13 protein-coding genes are annotated in these 17,419 nt (G+C 56.7%); 10 read left to right on the top strand and 3 right to left on the bottom strand.

Annotation, left to right across the window (positions count from 1 at the left end; all coding sequences use genetic code 11):
- Window positions 1–102 precede the first annotated feature (102 nt).
- The 8 genes from JIF53_RS09540 to JIF53_RS09505 all read left to right on the top strand — a co-directional run bounded on the left by JIF53_RS09540 (window position 103) and on the right by JIF53_RS09505 (window position 12,339).
- Window positions 103–732 (top strand): TetR/AcrR family transcriptional regulator, encoded by a 630-nt coding sequence (locus tag JIF53_RS09540; protein WP_183576517.1) that lies wholly within the window; start codon window positions 103–105, stop codon window positions 730–732.
- Window positions 733–1,026: 294 nt separating this feature from the next.
- Window positions 1,027–2,091, top strand: coding sequence for a hypothetical protein (locus JIF53_RS09535; RefSeq protein WP_199452358.1), 1,065 nt, complete (start codon window positions 1,027–1,029; stop codon window positions 2,089–2,091).
- Window positions 2,092–2,154: 63 nt separating this feature from the next.
- On the top strand, window positions 2,155–3,165 hold the full coding sequence (locus tag JIF53_RS09530) for a putative solute-binding protein (RefSeq protein WP_022991428.1): 1,011 nt from the start codon (window positions 2,155–2,157) through the stop codon (window positions 3,163–3,165).
- Between the two features lie 15 nt (window positions 3,166–3,180).
- The gene (locus JIF53_RS09525) at window positions 3,181–5,232 is read left to right on the top strand and encodes a TRAP transporter large permease subunit (protein WP_114434156.1); all 2,052 of its coding nucleotides are present in this window, start codon (window positions 3,181–3,183) and stop codon (window positions 5,230–5,232) included.
- A gap of 150 nt (window positions 5,233–5,382) precedes the next feature.
- Entirely contained in the window at window positions 5,383–7,992 is a 2,610-nt protein-coding gene (locus tag JIF53_RS09520; protein WP_323127168.1) for a S8 family serine peptidase, read from the top strand.
- Window positions 7,989–8,486, top strand: a complete 498-nt coding sequence (locus tag JIF53_RS09515) for a protease complex subunit PrcB family protein (RefSeq protein WP_199452357.1) — start codon at window positions 7,989–7,991, stop codon at window positions 8,484–8,486. The genes JIF53_RS09520 and JIF53_RS09515 overlap by 4 nt, the downstream gene beginning before the upstream one ends.
- 94 nt (window positions 8,487–8,580) lie before the next feature.
- A complete protein-coding gene (gene parE, locus JIF53_RS09510) occupies window positions 8,581–10,476 on the top strand; it encodes a DNA topoisomerase IV subunit B (protein WP_114434159.1) in 1,896 nt (631 codons plus the stop codon).
- A gap of 96 nt (window positions 10,477–10,572) precedes the next feature.
- Window positions 10,573–12,339, top strand: coding sequence for an SLC13 family permease (locus JIF53_RS09505; protein WP_153741045.1), 1,767 nt, complete (start codon window positions 10,573–10,575; stop codon window positions 12,337–12,339).
- On the opposite strand, the gene JIF53_RS09500 is transcribed toward JIF53_RS09505, so the two are convergent.
- Window positions 12,327–13,610, bottom strand: coding sequence for an EAL domain-containing protein (locus JIF53_RS09500; RefSeq protein ID WP_011786237.1), 1,284 nt, complete (start codon window positions 13,608–13,610; stop codon window positions 12,327–12,329). The genes JIF53_RS09505 and JIF53_RS09500 overlap by 13 nt on opposite strands.
- 580 nt (window positions 13,611–14,190) lie before the next feature.
- On the opposite strand from JIF53_RS09500, the gene JIF53_RS09495 reads away from it, so the two are divergent.
- Together JIF53_RS09495 and JIF53_RS09490 are read left to right on the top strand one after the other, a co-directional pair.
- Entirely contained in the window at window positions 14,191–14,739 is a 549-nt protein-coding gene (locus JIF53_RS09495) for a cytochrome b (RefSeq protein ID WP_113879990.1), read from the top strand.
- A 60-nt stretch (window positions 14,740–14,799) separates the two neighbouring features.
- On the top strand, window positions 14,800–15,381 hold the full coding sequence (locus tag JIF53_RS09490) for a YceI family protein (protein ID WP_011786235.1): 582 nt from the start codon (window positions 14,800–14,802) through the stop codon (window positions 15,379–15,381).
- Window positions 15,382–15,414: 33 nt separating this feature from the next.
- Here JIF53_RS09490 and JIF53_RS09485 read toward each other — a convergent pair whose 3' ends face one another.
- Both JIF53_RS09485 and JIF53_RS09480 read right to left on the bottom strand, forming a co-directional pair.
- Complete coding sequence (locus JIF53_RS09485; RefSeq protein WP_199452356.1) at window positions 15,415–17,052, bottom strand: methyl-accepting chemotaxis protein; 1,638 nt, start codon at window positions 17,050–17,052, stop codon at window positions 15,415–15,417.
- A gap of 93 nt (window positions 17,053–17,145) precedes the next feature.
- Window positions 17,146–17,400: a hypothetical protein gene (locus JIF53_RS09480; protein ID WP_011786233.1), complete on the bottom strand. Its 255-nt coding sequence runs from the start codon at window positions 17,398–17,400 to the stop codon at window positions 17,146–17,148.
- Between the last annotated feature and the right edge of the window lie 19 nt (window positions 17,401–17,419).

The following is a 17,419-nucleotide window of genomic DNA, read 5'->3' as shown; positions in this document are numbered from 1 at the left end:
GCGAGAGGTTATCCAACGATCGAAACGACAATACCAAGCAAGCGCTTGGTTTGTAAACAGGCAAATCTCGGGTAGAATAAAAAGTCCCAGCAAGACAACCGGATGGCCTTTGTGAACCAGAACCCAATCCTGCAATCCCTCATTGCCGAGCAACTTGTGTCTGATCCCTCCAGCGCCCGCGGGCGCCTGTTAAACGAAGCAGCAAGACTGTTCAGGGATAAAGGCTACGAGCGCACGACGGTGCGGGATCTGGCGGCGGCTGTGGGTATTCAGTCAGGGAGCTTGTTCCACCATTTCCGCACCAAAGAGGAAATTCTCAAGGCGGTGATGGTCGAGACCATTCGGCTGAATACCGCCTTGATGCAGGCCGCTGCCGACCAGGCGGATTCAGCGAGAGAAAAACTGCGGGCGCTGATAAGGGCGGAACTGGAGTCGATTAACGGCCAGACCGGAGAGGCCATGGCGGTGTTGGTGTATGAGTGGCGCAGTCTTTCGGAAAGCTCCCAGGCTGAAGTGCTGGAGTTGCGGGATATCTATGAAGACCTGTGGTTGTCTACGCTCCAACAGCTGTCGAAGGAACACCAGCTTGGAGCGGACCCTTTCATTACCCGAAGAATGTTGACCGGCGCCCTGAGCTGGACGGTCACCTGGTATCGCCCGGAACGGGGTGGTCTGACCCTCGATGGACTGACCGATCAGGTGATGGCGATGCTGGGTCTTGATCAATGTTAATGTGCACAAGTCACAAAGTGGCACGCTTGTTCCGAAATGCGCTACATATTTAACTCATTGTTATAAATCAATAAATAATAAAATAATTCGATTCATCCCGGGCCATTGGCCTGATCGGCATGTCGGTTTCGGCAATAAAGCCATTTCTGTCTGACAATATTCCTCGCATTCTTGCTCTCGTTCGAGCTCTGGCCAGAGGTATCCGGAGCTGGTTCACGGATTGACGAGAATTAAATGTGATAAGAATTTCTCGCACTCCCTTACATACAAAAACAATGTCAGACAGGTCGAATTATGATCTCCTCAATGGTCTCTCAAGCGCGTCGGTTCTCGGCTCGTGTTCGCCAGGCAATGCTGGGAAGTTCGGTACTGCTGCTGGCCGGATGTTCTGCCAACCCTATCTACACCACCACCGGCATCGTGTTGTCGAACTACTCGGAGTCCGAGGCAACCCCCTACGTTATGCAGATGTCCGATCCGGGCATGGCCTGTGCGCTGGGTGAGGGCACGGATCCACTGGTTTACTCGTTTTCGAGAGTCACTGATGCACCGGACTCAACCGGTTCCCTGCTCATGCTGCTGGCGGCGAATTGCATGGAATACCGGGCCTGGGAGGCTGAACTGGCTTATCTGCGGGCGGAATACCGTGGCGATGTTCCCGCCGCCAAAGATGCCCGGGAAGTCTCCAAAAGACTCTACGCGCGCACCGCTGAGCGCCGCTACGAAGCCTTCAAGCGTGCCATGGCCGCCTACGATTTTGACCCGGCAGCCGAACCTCTGGAATGCCCGTTCCTTTTCAGTGATCAGGACGAACTCACGTTCCTGCTCGGGCTGCTAACGGGGATGCAGGGCATTGTGAACGACTCCAACTCCGGCGCCCTGGCGGGTGTGCCTCGCAACATTGCGCCCCAGGCCGAGCGTGCCGCCCAGTGCGTGGATAATGAAAAATGGGGCGGTTTGCCCAACGCCGTTCGCGCCCTCGTCTGGTTACTGTTGCCTGACACCCGACCGGACCTGTCTCCAGACCCCTGGCAGGTGATGGAAAACAGCGCAGAGCTGAGTGTTGAGTCCGGTATCCGTGCCTCTTACGCCGTTCAGGTAGTCGCTGCGGAAACCTTTGGGCGACCGCAGGTGCTGGCACAGGCCATTTCGGAATTCGCAGAGGCTGAAGAGCGCATCGAGGTTTGGGAAGAATATCGGCTTGTGGACGAAGTGGCCCGCAGGATTGTCCAGTTCGCATCGGACAAACACTGGAGCGCCAACTACGGCCACCGCACACCACGGACCTTCTTCGGCAAGATGAGTCCGGAGCGCAATACCGAGAACGTTGAAACCATGGATCTGGAAGGCCTGCTCTGAGGCTGGCCTTTCAGTTATCTATGACTTAAAGATCAAAAACACAAGAATGACCCGGAGGTCGTCATGATTCGCAAATCCCTTGCAGCCTTGTCTCTTGCCATTGTCGCACCACTGGCATCTGCCCAGTCGGTTTCCATGTGTGTGTTTGATGTCATCGGCGCTAACGGCGACGTCTACAACATGGTCAAGGACTACGCTCTGGAAATGAAAGCCCATGGGGTCGATTTCCAACTCAAGCCCTACACTGATGAAGGCGTGGCCATTGGCGACTTCAACGCGGGCCAGTGCGATGCCGTCGCCGCGACCGACATCCGTATTCGCCCATTCAATCGTTTTACCGGAAGCATCAGTGCCGTCGGTGCCCTGCCAAGTTACGACGACCTGAAAACCCTGCTGGCCACCCTGGCACAGCCCAAGGCAGCGTCCCTCATGAAGGACGGTGGCTATGAGGTACTGGGCATTGTACCGGCGGGTGCCGGTTATCTGTTTGTGAATGATCGCAGCATTGATACAGCGGGCGAACTGGCCGGAAAGCGTATTGCCACCCTGGACTACCAGAAAGACGCCATTCACATGGTGAACTATGTAAAAGCGACGGTGGTTCCCTCTGATATCACCAACTTTGCTGGCAAGTTCAACAATGGGTCGGTCGATACTGCCTATGCGCCTGCGTTCGCCTACCAGGCTCTGGAGCTGTACAAAGGGATCGGCGACAAGGGTGGCATTGTCGACTACCCGCTTGCCCAGCTGACCATTCAGATCATTGCCCGTGATGGCGTGATCGAAGACGACACGGCCCAGAAGGCCCGGGAAGTTGCCTGGGGCATGTACCCACAGGCAATGAATCTGATTAAAAGCCAGGAAAACGGGATTCCTGACGAGCAGTGGATACGGATCCCGGAAAAGGACATCGTTGGTTACCAGGAGATGTTCCGCCAGAACCGTCTGGAAATGCGCGATGGGGTTGACGGAGCTCCCAACGTTTATCACCCGAAAATGCTGAGCCTGCTCAGCAAGATCCGATGTGCCAGCAATCCCGGCGCCTCCGAGTGTACAGCGGAAAACCGGGAATAAGCGGAGAGCCTGACCATGAACTGGCGCGCAATGACTGCAACCGGCGTAAGAACGTTGTATCCCATGCACAGACTGCATGGGATGATTCTGCTGCTGTTGCTTCTGGCCACCCTGCTGCTGGGGATGGGCAACTCGCTCCACTCCCGGTTGCTATGGGTCGGCGAGCAGGTATGGCCTAACTATTACCTGCTCAATCCGGATGCAACAGAGCCTACCTGCAACCTTTTCATGGACATTGATAAAGAGGTAGAGCGACGGGTCCAGGCCTATAAGCCAGACCCGGACGACCTGTTCAGTTCGCCGCCGGATCCCCAGGCTATCCGGCAGTCCCTGCAGAGTAACCTGGCGCTGTGTGAGCAGCGCCACCTGCAGTTTGCCGAAAACCAGAAACACGCCACCTGGGCGCTCGGTGTCTACAAGGCTGTAGAGCAGGGTTTGGCCGACTTCCTGCTCGATAACATAGACCTGACTAAGTTCCTGTTTATCGGCATGTTTGCTCTGGCTGCCGCCATTGCCGCAATGGATGCCGACCACATTGCTTTGCGTCTGCCCCGCAATCGGGCGGAGTGGCGTTTAAGCCAGGGCGTGCAGTTCGTCATCAACGGCCTGATGGTGCTGTCATTGAACGCTTACATGGGCCGGCTGGCTCAGTCTCCGGGGTCTGAGGCGAACATTGTCCTGCAGTACGCCTGGGCAGGCGTGTTCGGGCTGTTCATGATCATCAATGCTTTTCGCTTCGTCTATGTGCCGGAGCGAATGAGGGCGGGCAGTCTGGCGCTGGCTTCCGGCCTTGTGGTGCCGCTGTATTGCACCATGGGCTTCATTGCCATGAGCTATTTTTTCTTTGTGGATGGCTACTCCTCCGGGCTGGCAATCTACTTCGGCATGATGTCGAACCTGTCCTCCATGTTCATCAACATCGGACTGTACGTGCTGGTGGGCATGATGCTCAAACAGACCCGGGTTCCAGAGCTGTTGCTGAACTTGGTGAAGCCCTTCAATCTGCCTGCACCCTTGCTGGCTTCGGTAATCATCTTTGCCACTGCCTTCCCGACAGCATTTACCGGAGCCTCCGGCATTTTCATTCTGGCCGTGGGCGGGGTTGTCTACGACGAGCTTCGGCGGGCCGGGGCAGGGCGTCAATTGTCACTGGCCACGACCGCCATGTCGGGCAGCCTTGGGGTGGTGCTCAATCCCTGCCTGCTGATTGTGGTGGTTGCCGCACTGAACAAGGAAGTGACCACCACCGAAATGTATGGATGGGGGTTCTGGGTGTTCATCATGTCGGCCACCCTGTTCTCCTTTGTGGTGTGTAAGACCGAAGGCAACTGGAGACCAAGGCCGGCCCCGGGTGCATTCCGCGCGGCCGTCATGGAGCTGCGACCGTTGTTGCCTTATGCACTGACGGCAACGGCAGTGATCCTGGCCATCTGGGCGATCCTGGGGCTTCAATTCAACGAGTACAGTGCGCCTTTGATTTTGCCGCTGGTAATGCTGGCGCTGGTTGCCCTGGACGCCGGCCGGAATAGCCGTGACGAAGGCCAGAGCCGTACCAGTGCGTTTTTCTCCCGAAGCACAGCGGCTGCCAGCGATTCGGCTGTGCACATTGGCGCACTACTGGCGCTGATTGGTTTCTCGATTTGCCTGGGCGGTATTCTTGAGCGTTCTGATATTGTTCATGCCCTGTTCCCGGAGGATCTGACCAGCCCCTGGATTGCCATGCTGGTAATCGTGGTCATGCTGACGGTGATCGGGATGGTGATGGATCCGTTCGGTGCCGTCATACTGGTTTCCGCCACTATTGCCCAACCGGCCCTACAGATTGGCATTGATCCACTGCATTTCTGGATCGTCTGCCTGGTGGCATTTGAACTTGGCTATCTCAGCCCGCCGGTTGCCCTGAATCACCTGCTGACCCGGCAGGTGGTGGGTGAAACCGAAGTGCTGGCAGCGGAACGTACCGGCACCTTCTGGCACCGCTATGAGAGATTGTTGCTGCCGCTGGTTGTGATGATTCCCACGCTTCTGCTGGTGGCCTTTGTGCCCATGCTTTTCTACGCTTTGTAAGGCCAGGAGAAGCGAAGTACTATGAAAGAACCCGCGATGCCAAGGCCCGCGGGTTTTTTCATGGGGCCCGTGAAGGTCTGACACAGGTCGATCAGGGATGTCTGGCCGTATACTCTGTGAACAGTTTCAACAAAGAATAAGAGAGACGCCGTGAGATTGTCGATTCTTGCTTTTGTTGTGGTGCCAGGGATGGCATTGCTCACCGGTTGTGGCGGTGGTTCGGGCGGTTCCGATGCCGTTGCACCGATAGCGCCGCCCAGTCCGCTTTCCGGGGTTATCAGTATTGAAGCCAACAGCCGGGTTGATCAGGACACGATGGACCAGTTGGGGCTGGATGGGGCGAGACCTGCGACCGTTTCACTGGGACTGCCGGACAACTTTGTGCTGGCCGGTTACCTGGCAGGCAGTGGTGGGAGCTATCCGACGCTCACGGATCAAGGCGTTATTTTTAGCTACGAGAGCGATGCTGAGGACCTCTACAACGTGCCTATGGCAAAAGGCCAGGCGATTGTACTCGAGGCTTTTGGTAGTCGGGCAGGTAATCCGGCACTAAGGATTGAACTGACGGATAACGGAAGAATAGTCGATAGCGCGGAGACTGGAAGTGCCGGGTCTCGTGTTGTTGTCGAGTTGGGGGATGAAGCGGAAGGGGAATACAGCCTGACAGTGCGTACTCTCGGTAGTGGGCCTGCCCGTTACGTTATATCCAAGAACTCCGTCGGAACCGCAACACAACTGAATTTTGATTGGCCTGACTATGACTTTGTTCAGGGCGAGGCGTTGGTCTCCATGGCGGAGGGAAAGACCAGTAGTTTCGCCGTAAATGCTGGAGTCTCAGGGCGGCATTTGGGCGGTGCGGACTGGCTGGTATCAATGCCTGTAGTGGCGACTTCATCAGCGGCAAATAGTGGGATTGCTGGCCAACAGATCACGCTTGAATGGATCAGAGAGCTGAGAAAGCGGCCGGAATACAAGTCGGTGGTTCCTAATTATTTCTTTCGCACCCAGGCTACGCCGATTGATGAACCAGATTATTCCCTGAACTGGCACTACGACCTCGTTAATGCGCCGATCGCCTGGCAGATCGGTAACGCTGGCTTGACGCCCGTTCACGTTGCTGTGTTGGATAGCGGCCTTCTGCAAGACAGTGAAGGTCATTGGCATCCGGATCTTCAGCAGAATGTCGCCCCGGAAGGTCGAGATTTTATCGATGGTGGTGAGCCGGTTGATCCCGGAAGTAGCGTTGGCGGAGATGTTTATCATGGCACCCACGTAGCAGGCACTATCGGGGCCGCCCTCAACAATGAGGGGATTGGCGGAATTGCTTTTGAAAGCAAGATTGTTCCGGTGCGTGTGCTTGGTGAGGGTGGCGTTGGTACGTCGGATCAGCTCATAGCCGGGATTCGCTGGGTAACAGGTGAAACCAGCGGTGGATCGCCAAAAGCTCAGGTCGTTAATATGAGTCTGGGTGGGCTGCCCCAGATCGAAGCGCTGGAAAGCGCGCTGCGATATGGAGTGAGTGAAGGTCTGCTATTTGTGGCAGCCGCCGGAAATTCGGCTACGTCAGTACCGTCGTATCCGGCGGCATCCAGTCATGTGCTTTCAGTCAGTGCCGTTGACGCTGGAGGCCGCCCCGCCTCTTATTCCAATTTCGGTAGCTGGATTGACCTTGCGGCTCCTGGGGGCGATGCGAGCCGGGATGGCAATCTTGATGGCCTGGCCGACGTGGTCTGGTCGACCAGCGGAGAGCGTCGTGGAAGTGTTTCTGTGCCGGGTTATCGTGGGCTGCAGGGCACCTCCATGGCATCGCCGCATGTAGCTGGTGTTTTGGCCTTGATGAAGTCGGAAATGCCGAACCTGAACACAGTAACCGTTAGGGGGTGGTTAGAATCGGGACTGCTAACACAGCCTCAGGATGGCAGAACTGATCGCCTGGGGTGGGGGATTATCGATGCAGGCAAAGCTGTGGCCAAGGCTATCGACGGTGAACCTGTCACTGTCCTTTCTGCTTCACCCGCCGTGGTTAGCCTTAGCAATGAAGGTATATCAACACAGTTGGTTGAGATTCAGAAATTCGGAGACGCCTCGGTTTCCGCCGAAATGGTCGCGAGTCAGCCGGAATGGCTGGGCGCTGAACTATCCGGGAGTGCAGAAAGTGGTGATCTGGAATTAATGCTGACACTCAAACCAGATCTCCTGGACCCCGATGAGCCAGCCAGAGGGGTCGTTGATATTGCATACGAGGTCGATCTATCCCCGAACACATTGAGCATCCCCGTCATCGGGCAGCTGCTCAGCGATGAGCGTGCTCGAGATGCCGGGCGACATTTCGTCTTGCTTGTAAGCAAAGAGCCGACTGATGGCGGCTTTTATCTTGCGCAGTCTCAGGTCGTTGCAGATGTCGAGAACGGTCAGTATCGCTTCAGGTTTGAGCCGGACGATGGAGAAGAACCGAGACGGCTTTCTGAAGTTACCCCTGGTGAGTACTTTCTGGTTGCTGGAACAGATCTAGATGGAGATGGATTGATTTGTCAGGCGGGTGAAGCCTGTGCGGAGTATCCTGTTTCAGGCTTGCGAGAAGTGATCACCATAGAAGACGGCCAAAGCCTGTCTGATATCCGCATGACCACCAGTTTCTCGCGTCCAACCATTTCTACCTCCAACCCTGATATCCTTCCCAGGCCCGGGTTTAAAGGTTACAGATTACTGGAGCCTGACCGGGCGCCCTCGACCAACGACGGAGCAAAAGCAGTTCAATGAACAGGACTCTGGTTCGATCATTTATCACCTCCGCTGCGATGCTGTTTCTGGCGGCGTGCAGCGCCACGGGCGGTCCCGGCGAGGGTGAGGGTGTCATGGTGCGGCAGATTACCCAGTCCGCTTATTGCGGCCTGACGGGGCCGGGGGTGGCGTTTGTGCGTTCGGAGGCCGGTCGCGAAGCACTCCTGGATGTCAGTGGCCAGAATATGGCCACGGATGTGGTGCGCAAGGTTGATCTGGCCCGGGAGGCACTGGTGATGGTCACGCTCGGCCAGAAACCAACCGCCGGTTACAGCGTCGGGCTCCAGTCTGCGCTGGCGCAAGGCGAGAGTCTGGTGCTCGACATGCGGGTGAATGAACCGGCGCCGGACATGATGGTGGCCCAGGTGATTACCTCGCCCTGCGTGGTGCTGGCCGTTGAACCCCGGGGCTGGCAGCAGATTCGTGTGCGGGGCCTGACAGAGCAGCCGCTGGTTCGGACGCTGGAAAACTGAAACCACTTGGCGCCGCCACAAAACAACCGTTGATCTTTCAGCCTGAATCCCTAAGCTATGGCGCAACGATCATTTGCGGAGCCATGCCATTCCTATGAGCGAGCAACAGTACAACGCCGATGCCATTGAAGTCCTGAGCGGTCTTGATCCGGTGCGCAAGCGCCCGGGCATGTATACCGATACGTCGAGGCCCAACCACCTGGCCCAGGAAGTCATTGATAACAGCGTTGACGAGGCCCTCGCCGGCCACGCCCGGCGGATTGATGTGGTGCTGCACAGCGACAATTCCCTGAGTGTGGAGGACGACGGCCGGGGCATGCCGGTCGATCTGCACAAGGAAGAAGGACTGCCCGGGGTGGAGCTTATTCTTTCCCGGTTGCACGCCGGTGGTAAATTCTCCCAGGGCAACTACAACTTCTCCGGTGGTCTGCACGGTGTGGGTGTTTCCGTGGTCAATGCCCTGTCCACGCATCTGGAAGTGACCATCAAGCGGGATGGTCAGGTGCATCGGATGACGTTCGCCAACGGTGACAAAGCCTCCGAGCTGGAAGTGGTTGATACCGTAGGCAAGCGCAACACCGGTACCCGCCTGAAGTTCACGCCCGACCCCAAGTATTTTGACAGCCCCAATTTCTCGGTCAGCCGCTTGCGCCACAACCTGCGCGCGAAGGCGGTTCTTTGCCCGGGGCTGACGGTGACCTTCCTGCAGGAGAAAACCGGCGAGAAAGACGAGTGGTTCTATGAGGACGGTCTTCGGGATTACCTGCGAACGGCTCTGGCTGATATTGAAGCGGTGCCGCTTGAACCCTTCACCGGCAGTTTCTCCGGCAACAAGGAAGCCGTGGACTGGGCTATCCAGTGGCTGCCAGAGGGTGGTGATGCGGTACTGGAGAGTTATGTCAACCTTATTCCCACTGCCCAGGGTGGTACCCACGTCAATGGTTTGCGCACCGGCCTGCTGGAAGCCATGCGGGAGTTTTGTGAATTCAGAAACCTGCTGCCCCGGGGGGTAAAGTTGTCGCCCGAGGACATCTGGGAACGGGTAGCCTATGTACTGTCGTTCAAGATGCAGGAGCCCCAGTTTTCCGGCCAGACCAAGGAGAGGCTGTCTTCAAGGGAAGCCGCTGCCTTCGTCTCCGGGGTGGTGAAAGATGCCTTCAGCCTGTGGCTGAACCAGCACACCGACATTGCCGAAGCCTTGGCGGAACTGTTTATCAGTAATGCCCAGCGCCGGTTGAGGGCGAGCAAAAAAGTGGCCAGAAAGAAGGTGACCTCTGGCCCGGCGTTGCCTGGCAAGCTGGCGGACTGTTCCGGCGGTGATACCGCGAGATCGGAGTTGTTCCTGGTGGAAGGTGATTCCGCCGGAGGTTCCGCCAAGCAGGCCAGGGATCGGGAATTCCAGGCAGTCATGCCGTTGCGGGGTAAAATTCTGAACACCTGGGAAGTGGACTCGGGTGAAATCCTGGCGTCCCAGGAAGTACACGATATTGCCGTTGCTATTGGTGTGGATCCGAGCTCTGACGACCTTGCCGGCCTGCGCTATAACAAGATCTGTATCCTGGCTGATGCGGATTCGGACGGCCTGCACATCGCCACGCTGCTGTGCGCTTTGTTTGTGAAACACTTCCGGCCGCTGGTGGCGGCCGGGCACGTGTTCGTGGCGATGCCCCCTCTGTACCGCGTGGATCTTGGCAAAGAAACCTTCTATGCCCTCGACGAACACGAGAAACAGGGCATCATCGACCGCCTGGCCGCGGAAAATCGCAAAGGCAAGATTCAGGTAACGCGCTTCAAGGGACTGGGCGAGATGAACCCGTTGCAGTTGAGAGAAACCACCATGGCACCGGACACCCGCCGTCTGGTTATGCTCACTCTGGAAGAAGGGGATGACACCGACGAGCGGATGGACATGCTGCTGGGCAAGAAGCGCGCTTCGGATCGCCGGGCCTGGCTGGAAGCTTACGGAAACATGGCCGACGTGGCGGTTTGATATTCCATAATCAGCTATAAAAATCGATAGTTATTCTTTCTCAGAATTGCTTTGCCTCGCTATCCTGCCAGTTTTCAAACCGGAAAAGACCGAGTTATGGACTGGCAAGGATGGTTTTCCCTGGGGTTGGCGCTTACCGCCCTGCTATTGATGAGTTCAGGCCGCTTTGCACCGCATCTGGTGATGATGGCGGTGCTTGTGGTGCTCAGTGCCAGTGGCATCATCTCCGCCGATCAGGCGCTGGCCGGATTCAGTAACAGCGGCTTGATCACCGTGGTGGCCATGTTTGTGGTGGCCGCAGGCATTCATCATTCCGGCGGTGTCGATCTGCTGGTTAACCATCTGCTTCGCAATCCCAAATCGGTCCGTTCCGCGCAGGCTCGCATAGCTCTGCCGGTTTCCCTGCTGAGTGGCTTCCTCAACAATACACCGGTGGTTGCCACCATGATTCCCGCCGTCCATGCCTGGTCCCGGAAGATCGGTATTTCACCCTCCAAGTTGATGATTCCGCTGAGTTACTCAGCGATTCTGGGCGGCACACTGACACTGATTGGCACCAGCACCAATCTGGTTGTGAATGGTCAGTATCAGCAGCTGACCGGTGAGGCCGGGTTCTCGATCTTTTCCATTACGGCGGTTGGTTTACCGGTGGCCATTATCGGTCTGGCGGTCATGCTTCTGGTCATGCCGCGGGTGCTGCCAGACCGTAAGGATCAGCAGAAGTTTGGCTCCATGAGGGAGTTCACGCTGGAAGTGGCGGTGTCCTTTGAAGGTCCGCTGGTGGGCCGGACCGTAGGTGAAGCTGGCTTGCGGGAACTGGAGCGATTGTATCTGGTGGAAATCGAGCGGGATGGCAGTGTGGTCACTGCCGTTCCCTCGGAAGAACGGCTGTGCGGCGGCGATCGGCTGGTGTTTGCGGGCGATACCCAGGCGATCTCTGACCTGTTGCGCATCAATGGCATCGTGCCGTCGGTGCACGACGATGAGCCCAGTCTCAGTCAGGATCGTGCCGAGCGGCGGTTAGTGGAAGCCGCTTTGTCTCCGCAATCGGATGTGCTGGGCCTGACCATCCGGGACGCAAGGTTCCGGGACCGTTACGGCGCCGTGGTGCTGGCGGTGGCCCGGGGCGGCGAGCGTGTGTCAGGCAACCTCGGCAACATTCGCCTGAAACCTGGCGACGTCCTGCTGCTTGAGGCGCGTCCGGCCTTCGTCAGCCGTCAGCGCTACAATAAGGATTTTCTGCTCATCAACGACCTGGAAACGGAAACGCCCCGACATGACCGGGCCTGGCTTTCCTGGGGGATCCTGCTTGTGTTGGTGAGCCTGGCGGCCTGCGGGGTGATGAGTATGCTCAACGCCGCCTTACTGGGAGCCGCTCTGATGATCCTGTCTGGCTGCTGCTCGGTGGGGCAGGCTCAGAAATCGGTGGATGTGCCGGTCATCCTCACCATCGCAGCGTCCTTTGCGCTGGGAGCGGCATTGGAAGAAACCGGAGCAGCGGCGTTCATGGCCGAGGGTATTCTGGCCTTCAGTGCAGGCCAGGTGCTGCTAACGCTGTTTCTCGTATACTGCGCTGTGTCGTTTCTGACCGAGGTCATCACGAACAATGCCGCAGCTGTACTGGTGATTCCCGTTGTGCTGTCGATGACCGGCAGCATGGGGGTGCCTGCAGAACCCTTTGTTATTGCAGTGATGATGGCAGCCTCCGCCAGCTTCGCTACGCCATTGGGGTATCAGACCAACATGATGGTGTTTGGTCCCGGTGGCTACCGGTTTTCAGATTTCGTGAAAGTGGGGTTGCCCATGAATGTGCTGGTGGGGTTGGTAACGGTTGCGGTGATTGCCGTGGTTTACGGGTTGTGATCCGCGTTGGCAAGAATATCGCAGCAGAGTACCCGCAGTTTGCCGTCCTGACGGAAGGCCAGTGACAGGGTCACGCACATGTAGGCGCCAGTGACGCACAGGTAGGGAGTGGTCACATGAATGTTCTCTGGCTGGGCCAGCGCCTGGCGGAGATACTGCTGGCGAAACCAGTCTGCACTGCTGGTGTTTTCCAGTGGTCGGAATCTTGGGTCCTGCTTTTTAACGGCGGACTCCGAAACCAGAGTGTCTTCCAGCTGAACGCCCTGGTCGTCCACCAGGTAGCAGCGGGAAACCGTGTGGTGGCTGAGCAGTTCAAAACAGGCCTGGTCCATGGACAGGCCCTTCTGCAGGCGCTCGATCACCCGCCGGAAAGGCCCACTGAAATGGTTGACGACCAGTTGGGTTGGATCGTGGCTAATCTGCTTGCTGCTTTTGTACTCTTCGAGCAAATCCTCGAAATTCATTGTGCTCTGGGGCAGTTCGTCCAGCTCCAGGCAGGGCCGACGAAAGTAGAAGCCCTGTACAAAATCGACACCGGCATCAATGGCAATCATGGCCTGATCCCGGGTTTCCACTCCTTCCAGCAACACCAGGCAGCCAGATTGATGCAGCAGGGATACCATGCCGTTCAGTATCTGCCTGGCGCGGCGATCTTCGGTTGCCCGGGTCAGCAGGGTACGGTCCAGCTTGACGATGTCCGGTGACAGATTCCAGATGCGCTCGAAATTGGAGTGCCCGGCACCAAAATCGTCAATGGCGGTCAGACACCCCAGTTTGCGGTAGTAGGCAACGGTATCCCGTAGCCGTTCAGCATCGTCGGTTGGCTGTTCAACGATTTCCATTACGATTCGATGTGGCGGCAGCCCGGTTTTCTCAAGCAATTGTCCAAAAAAGGAATCGGATTGAGAGCCGGAGGTGACCACCCTCGGGGAGACGTTCAGGAACAGCCAGTTGACCTGATCCTTGATCTCGCTGTAGTTGCGAATGTGCAAGTACCGGCAGAGTCTGTCCAGCAACAGATTTTCGGCTTCGGATGCGGGCAGCTCGAACAGGTGCAAAGGCAGAACAGCTGAATTGTCGTTATCGAAGGCCCGGATCAGGGCTTCATAACCGACGGTACGTTTGTGGGAAATGCTGTAAATCGGCTGAAGGGCGGTGCGCAGTTTGAGCCCGCGAAAATCCGCTGTCCACACCTGACCCTGCTGATTAAGCATGGGGGAAAGCAGGTCTACTTCCGGCGCGGGTAGCGAATCGGGAAGATTGTGGGACATAGGCAGGTCTGTACCCTTCAACGAATACATTGGCGCAGTACTGAAGTACACGCCAATCTGTTAGCCACTGTGCCTGTGTCCCTGGCACGGACGCCTGAAATTCAGGCGTTACCTCATCAATTCGTCGAAGGTTGCCAAAAAACAAGAACCATTACCACTACTTAATGCATAAAAGACGAAACAGTTTGTATCTTTCAGGCATTAAAACGGTGGTAAAGAAAACCCGGCAGTAGCCGGGTCTGTATCAAATCAGTTGTTGCTGGGTACTACCACAGACTCGTCAAATTCAAGTTCCATGTCGTTTCCTCTCGGTCACTGAGGCCCCGGACGGGGCGGATTAAAAGTATGGTTAAAGTTTATCGCTGTCATAATTTTCAACAATCCGTAAAACCGCATACGACCAAAGTGGTTGCTGTCAAGTGTTTGCGGATCGTGGATGCTATGGTCAGAAAATCTGATGCAGGCCAGCAAAACATTTTGATTTTGGTCAGCTCTCTGTCCTTCTAGACTATGCTGATCTTATCTGGAGGACGTGGAAAAGCCGTTTGGGTCCACATCAGCAACGGAGGCGATTGTTTTTATGCAGGCAAAGAATTCAGAAGACGCATACGGGTGGGTGGCAATCCTGCTGCATTGGCTGGTGGCCGTCACCATTATCGGCCTGTTTGCCCTGGGCTTCTGGATGGTCGATCTCTCTTATTATGATCCCTGGTACCGACAGGGGCCGGACATCCACCGCAGCGTGGGTATTCTCCTGTTCATGGCGATGGTGCTCAGACTGGTCTGGCGGCTGTTAAGCCCGCTGCCCAGGCCTTTGCCCAATCACCAGCGCTGGGAGGTGGTTTCTGCTCACCTGGCGCATGTGGCGCTGTATCTGTTGATCTTTGTCGCCATGATCAGTGGCTATCTGATTTCAACGGCTGACGGCTCTGCGATCCATGTGTTCGGCTGGTTTCAGGTGCCATCGGTGACAGGCCAGGTGAAAGGCCTCGAAGATACGGCGGGAGCCATCCATTACTGGAGCACCTGGGCGATTGTCGTCCTGGCCGGCGTTCATGCGCTGGGGGCGTTGAAGCATCACTTGATCGACCGGGACAGTACGCTTCGCAGAATGCTTGGGTTGGCCTGACAGTTCCGGGACAGCTAACTCTCTTAACGCAACGCAAAACAGACTCAAAAGGAGTGAATAATGAAGAAGATTCTTCTGGCTTCAGCCATTTCAGCCGCGATGGTTGCCTCTGTGCAGGCAAACGAGCACAGCGGTACTTACGCCTTCGATACCCAGGGCACGCACCAGTTCGTAACCTTCAAGATTTCCCATCTGGGCTACAGCTGGCTGTACGGTCGATTCAACGATTTTGATGGTGAGTTCACCTACGATGCGGACAACCCCGAAAACAGCTCTGTATCAGTAACGATCGATACCTCCAGCGTTGACAGCAACCATGCCGAGCGCGACAAGCATTTGCGCAGCGAAGACTTCCTGTATGTGAGTGAGTTCCCGGAAGCCACGTTCAAGAGCAAGCGTGTGGTGGTTGACGAGGCCGGTGAGGCGGACATCATTGGTGATCTGACTCTGCGTGGCGTTACCCGGGAAATCACCCTGGACGCCGAGCTGGTTGGCCACGGTGAAGACCCCTGGGGAGGCTATCGCATGGGTTTTGAGGCTGAAACCGAGTTGCGCCTGAAGGATTTTGGCATTCCCATGGATCTTGGCAAAGCCTCCGAAACCGTGGAAATCGAAATCTCGGTAGAAGGCATTCGCCAGTAATCGGATCCTTCCGGCGATGACGCGGCGGTCCGGTTAAACCCGGAACCGCCCTGTCTGTTGTTCCAGCTCCCTGACATAGCTCTCCAGCGATTTGGCAATGCCATCGATGGCTTTGGACCGATCGGCACTGGCCGCAGCCAGATCATTGATATCAGTAATGCTCCGGTTAATTTCATCTACCACCTGAGTCTGTTCTTCGGTGGCGGACGCCACGCTGGTATTGACGTCGGTGATGCTGGAGATCGCTTCCAGAATGGCCTGGAGCTCCGGTTCCGCTTCCGTTGCCAGCCGTTCGGTTTCGGTGGCTTCCTTGCTGCCAGTCTCCATCACGCTCACGACGTCCGAAACACCGGTCTGCAGCGCGGTTATCATGGTCTGAATATCTTCTGTCGACTGGCCGGTGCGTTGCGCCAGAGTGCGGACTTCATCCGCCACCACGGCGAAGCCGCGGCCTTGCTCACCGGCCCGGGCAGCCTCAATGGCGGCGTTCAGAGCCAGCAGGTTGGTCTGTTCGGCAATGCCGCGAATGACATCCAGCACCGAAGTAATGTTGTCGGAATCCGCAGAAAGTTTGCGGATAACCTCAACCGCTTTGGAAATCTGGGCGGCCAGGCGGTGCACCTGTTTCGACGAATTGCGGATGATCTGGGCGCTGTTGTTCCCCTTGGTTTCCGCTTCGCGAGTGATCTCTGCGGCGCGGGAGGCGTTCCCGGCCACTTCTTCAATCGCACTCTGCATCTCGTTGATAGCGGTGGCCACCATGGAAATGGAGTCGGTCTGGCGGGTCACACCATCGTTGTTGTCCCGGGCGGCAGTGGCCAGCTCGGTGGCACCCGCACCGAGATCGCGACTCAGATTCTGAATGGACCCGATCATGCCCTGCAGGTTTTCCAGTACCTGGTTGAAACTTCTGGCCAGTTTGCCGAGATCGTCCTCGACCGTTACCGGAACCCGCTGAGTCAGGTCGCCTTCGCCCTGGGCAATGTTGTCGAGCTGATCCCGGAGGGCGCTGATCGAAGAGATGATCAGTTTCATGAATACAAAGAACAACGCAATGGCGATAATGATGGCAATCACGGTGATCGCAAGAACAGTGGCCGAACTGGAGGTGCCTTCGGCAGAGGCTTCGGCGGAACGTTGTTGAGCCTGCTCGTCAGCGTGAGCACCGGCGTTGTCGTAATAATCCCGGAGTTGGTCAAACAATGGGGCTGTTTCTGTGGCAGCGAGACTCCGGGCTTGTTCCGGATTGCCGTTTGAGGCCAGCTCCATCACCCTCCGAGCGGACTGTTCCCAACGATCAAATGCCCCTTCGAATCCGTCGCTGACATCCGAAATGCCCGTTCCTGCAAGGCGTTGAGAGCTTTCCAGGAAGCGCTGCCTGGCTTGCTCGGTGTTTTCATTGAAATCCTCCAGAGCTCCGGAGGTGTTTTCATTATTGAAGGACTGATCCACCACAGACATCTGTGCCACCAGTGCCTGATAGAGATCGCGGTCGCCATTGAGAATCTGGCTGATCGAAGGCAGGTAGGTAGCGGCTATGTCGTCGGTATCGGAAACCAGATTGCGTGCCGTCAGAACGCTGAAGACACCGACGATGACCAGGGCAAGCGCCGTGATGGCAAAAGGAAGTTCGATTTTGGTGCGTAATCCGAGTTTCTTCAGAGCGGTCATCTAGCCCCCCAGGCTTCGACGTTAATGTCTTATCCAAAGCGTAGCAGGGGGGGCAGATTTGTCACATTTGAGGTGCCAGGCCCTTGATATGGGTCAGGATTTTCCGACGGTTTCGGCGGATGAAGGTTCGTCGGTCTGTTCACAGGCACGGCAAAGATGCCGTTGACGGAGGAACTGGGCGGCGAAAATAACGGCCCATATCAGTACCCCCGCCCAGATATAGGGCTCGGGAACCTGGAAGGTACCACTGATGGCAAACTCCACCAGGAGCATCAGGGCAACGGCCAGAACCGCATTGACCATGGCCGTAACCATGGCTTGCCCGCAGGCTTTGAGATTGGGTTTCATAGGTTTCCGCTTGTTCAGA

It is taken from the genome of Marinobacter sp. bablab_jr008 (assembly GCF_016464145.1).
GTDB lineage: Bacteria > Pseudomonadota > Gammaproteobacteria > Pseudomonadales > Oleiphilaceae > Marinobacter > Marinobacter nauticus.
The sequence above is the reverse complement of the archived record's forward strand: the minus strand, read 5'-3'. Positions and strand labels throughout refer to the sequence as shown.

Bases quoted from the DNA above. Each gene is read 5' to 3' on its own strand.
- JIF53_RS09540 (WP_183576517.1), top strand. From the start codon at position 103: ATGGCCTTTGTGAACCAGAACCCAATCCTGCAATCCCTCATTGCCGAG.
- JIF53_RS09535 (WP_199452358.1), top strand. From the start codon at position 1,027: ATGATCTCCTCAATGGTCTCTCAAGCGCGTCGGTTCTCGGCTCGTGTT.
- JIF53_RS09530 (WP_022991428.1), top strand. From the start codon at position 2,155: ATGATTCGCAAATCCCTTGCAGCCTTGTCTCTTGCCATTGTCGCACCA.
- JIF53_RS09525 (WP_114434156.1), top strand. From the start codon at position 3,181: ATGAACTGGCGCGCAATGACTGCAACCGGCGTAAGAACGTTGTATCCC.
- JIF53_RS09515 (WP_199452357.1), top strand. From the start codon at position 7,989: ATGAACAGGACTCTGGTTCGATCATTTATCACCTCCGCTGCGATGCTG.
- parE (WP_114434159.1), top strand. From the start codon at position 8,581: ATGAGCGAGCAACAGTACAACGCCGATGCCATTGAAGTCCTGAGCGGT.
- JIF53_RS09505 (WP_153741045.1), top strand. From the start codon at position 10,573: ATGGACTGGCAAGGATGGTTTTCCCTGGGGTTGGCGCTTACCGCCCTG.
- JIF53_RS09500 (WP_011786237.1), bottom strand. From the start codon at position 13,610: ATGTCCCACAATCTTCCCGATTCGCTACCCGCGCCGGAAGTAGACCTG.
- JIF53_RS09495 (WP_113879990.1), top strand. From the start codon at position 14,191: ATGCAGGCAAAGAATTCAGAAGACGCATACGGGTGGGTGGCAATCCTG.
- JIF53_RS09490 (WP_011786235.1), top strand. From the start codon at position 14,800: ATGAAGAAGATTCTTCTGGCTTCAGCCATTTCAGCCGCGATGGTTGCC.
- JIF53_RS09485 (WP_199452356.1), bottom strand. From the start codon at position 17,052: ATGACCGCTCTGAAGAAACTCGGATTACGCACCAAAATCGAACTTCCT.
- JIF53_RS09480 (WP_011786233.1), bottom strand. From the start codon at position 17,400: ATGAAACCCAATCTCAAAGCCTGCGGGCAAGCCATGGTTACGGCCATG.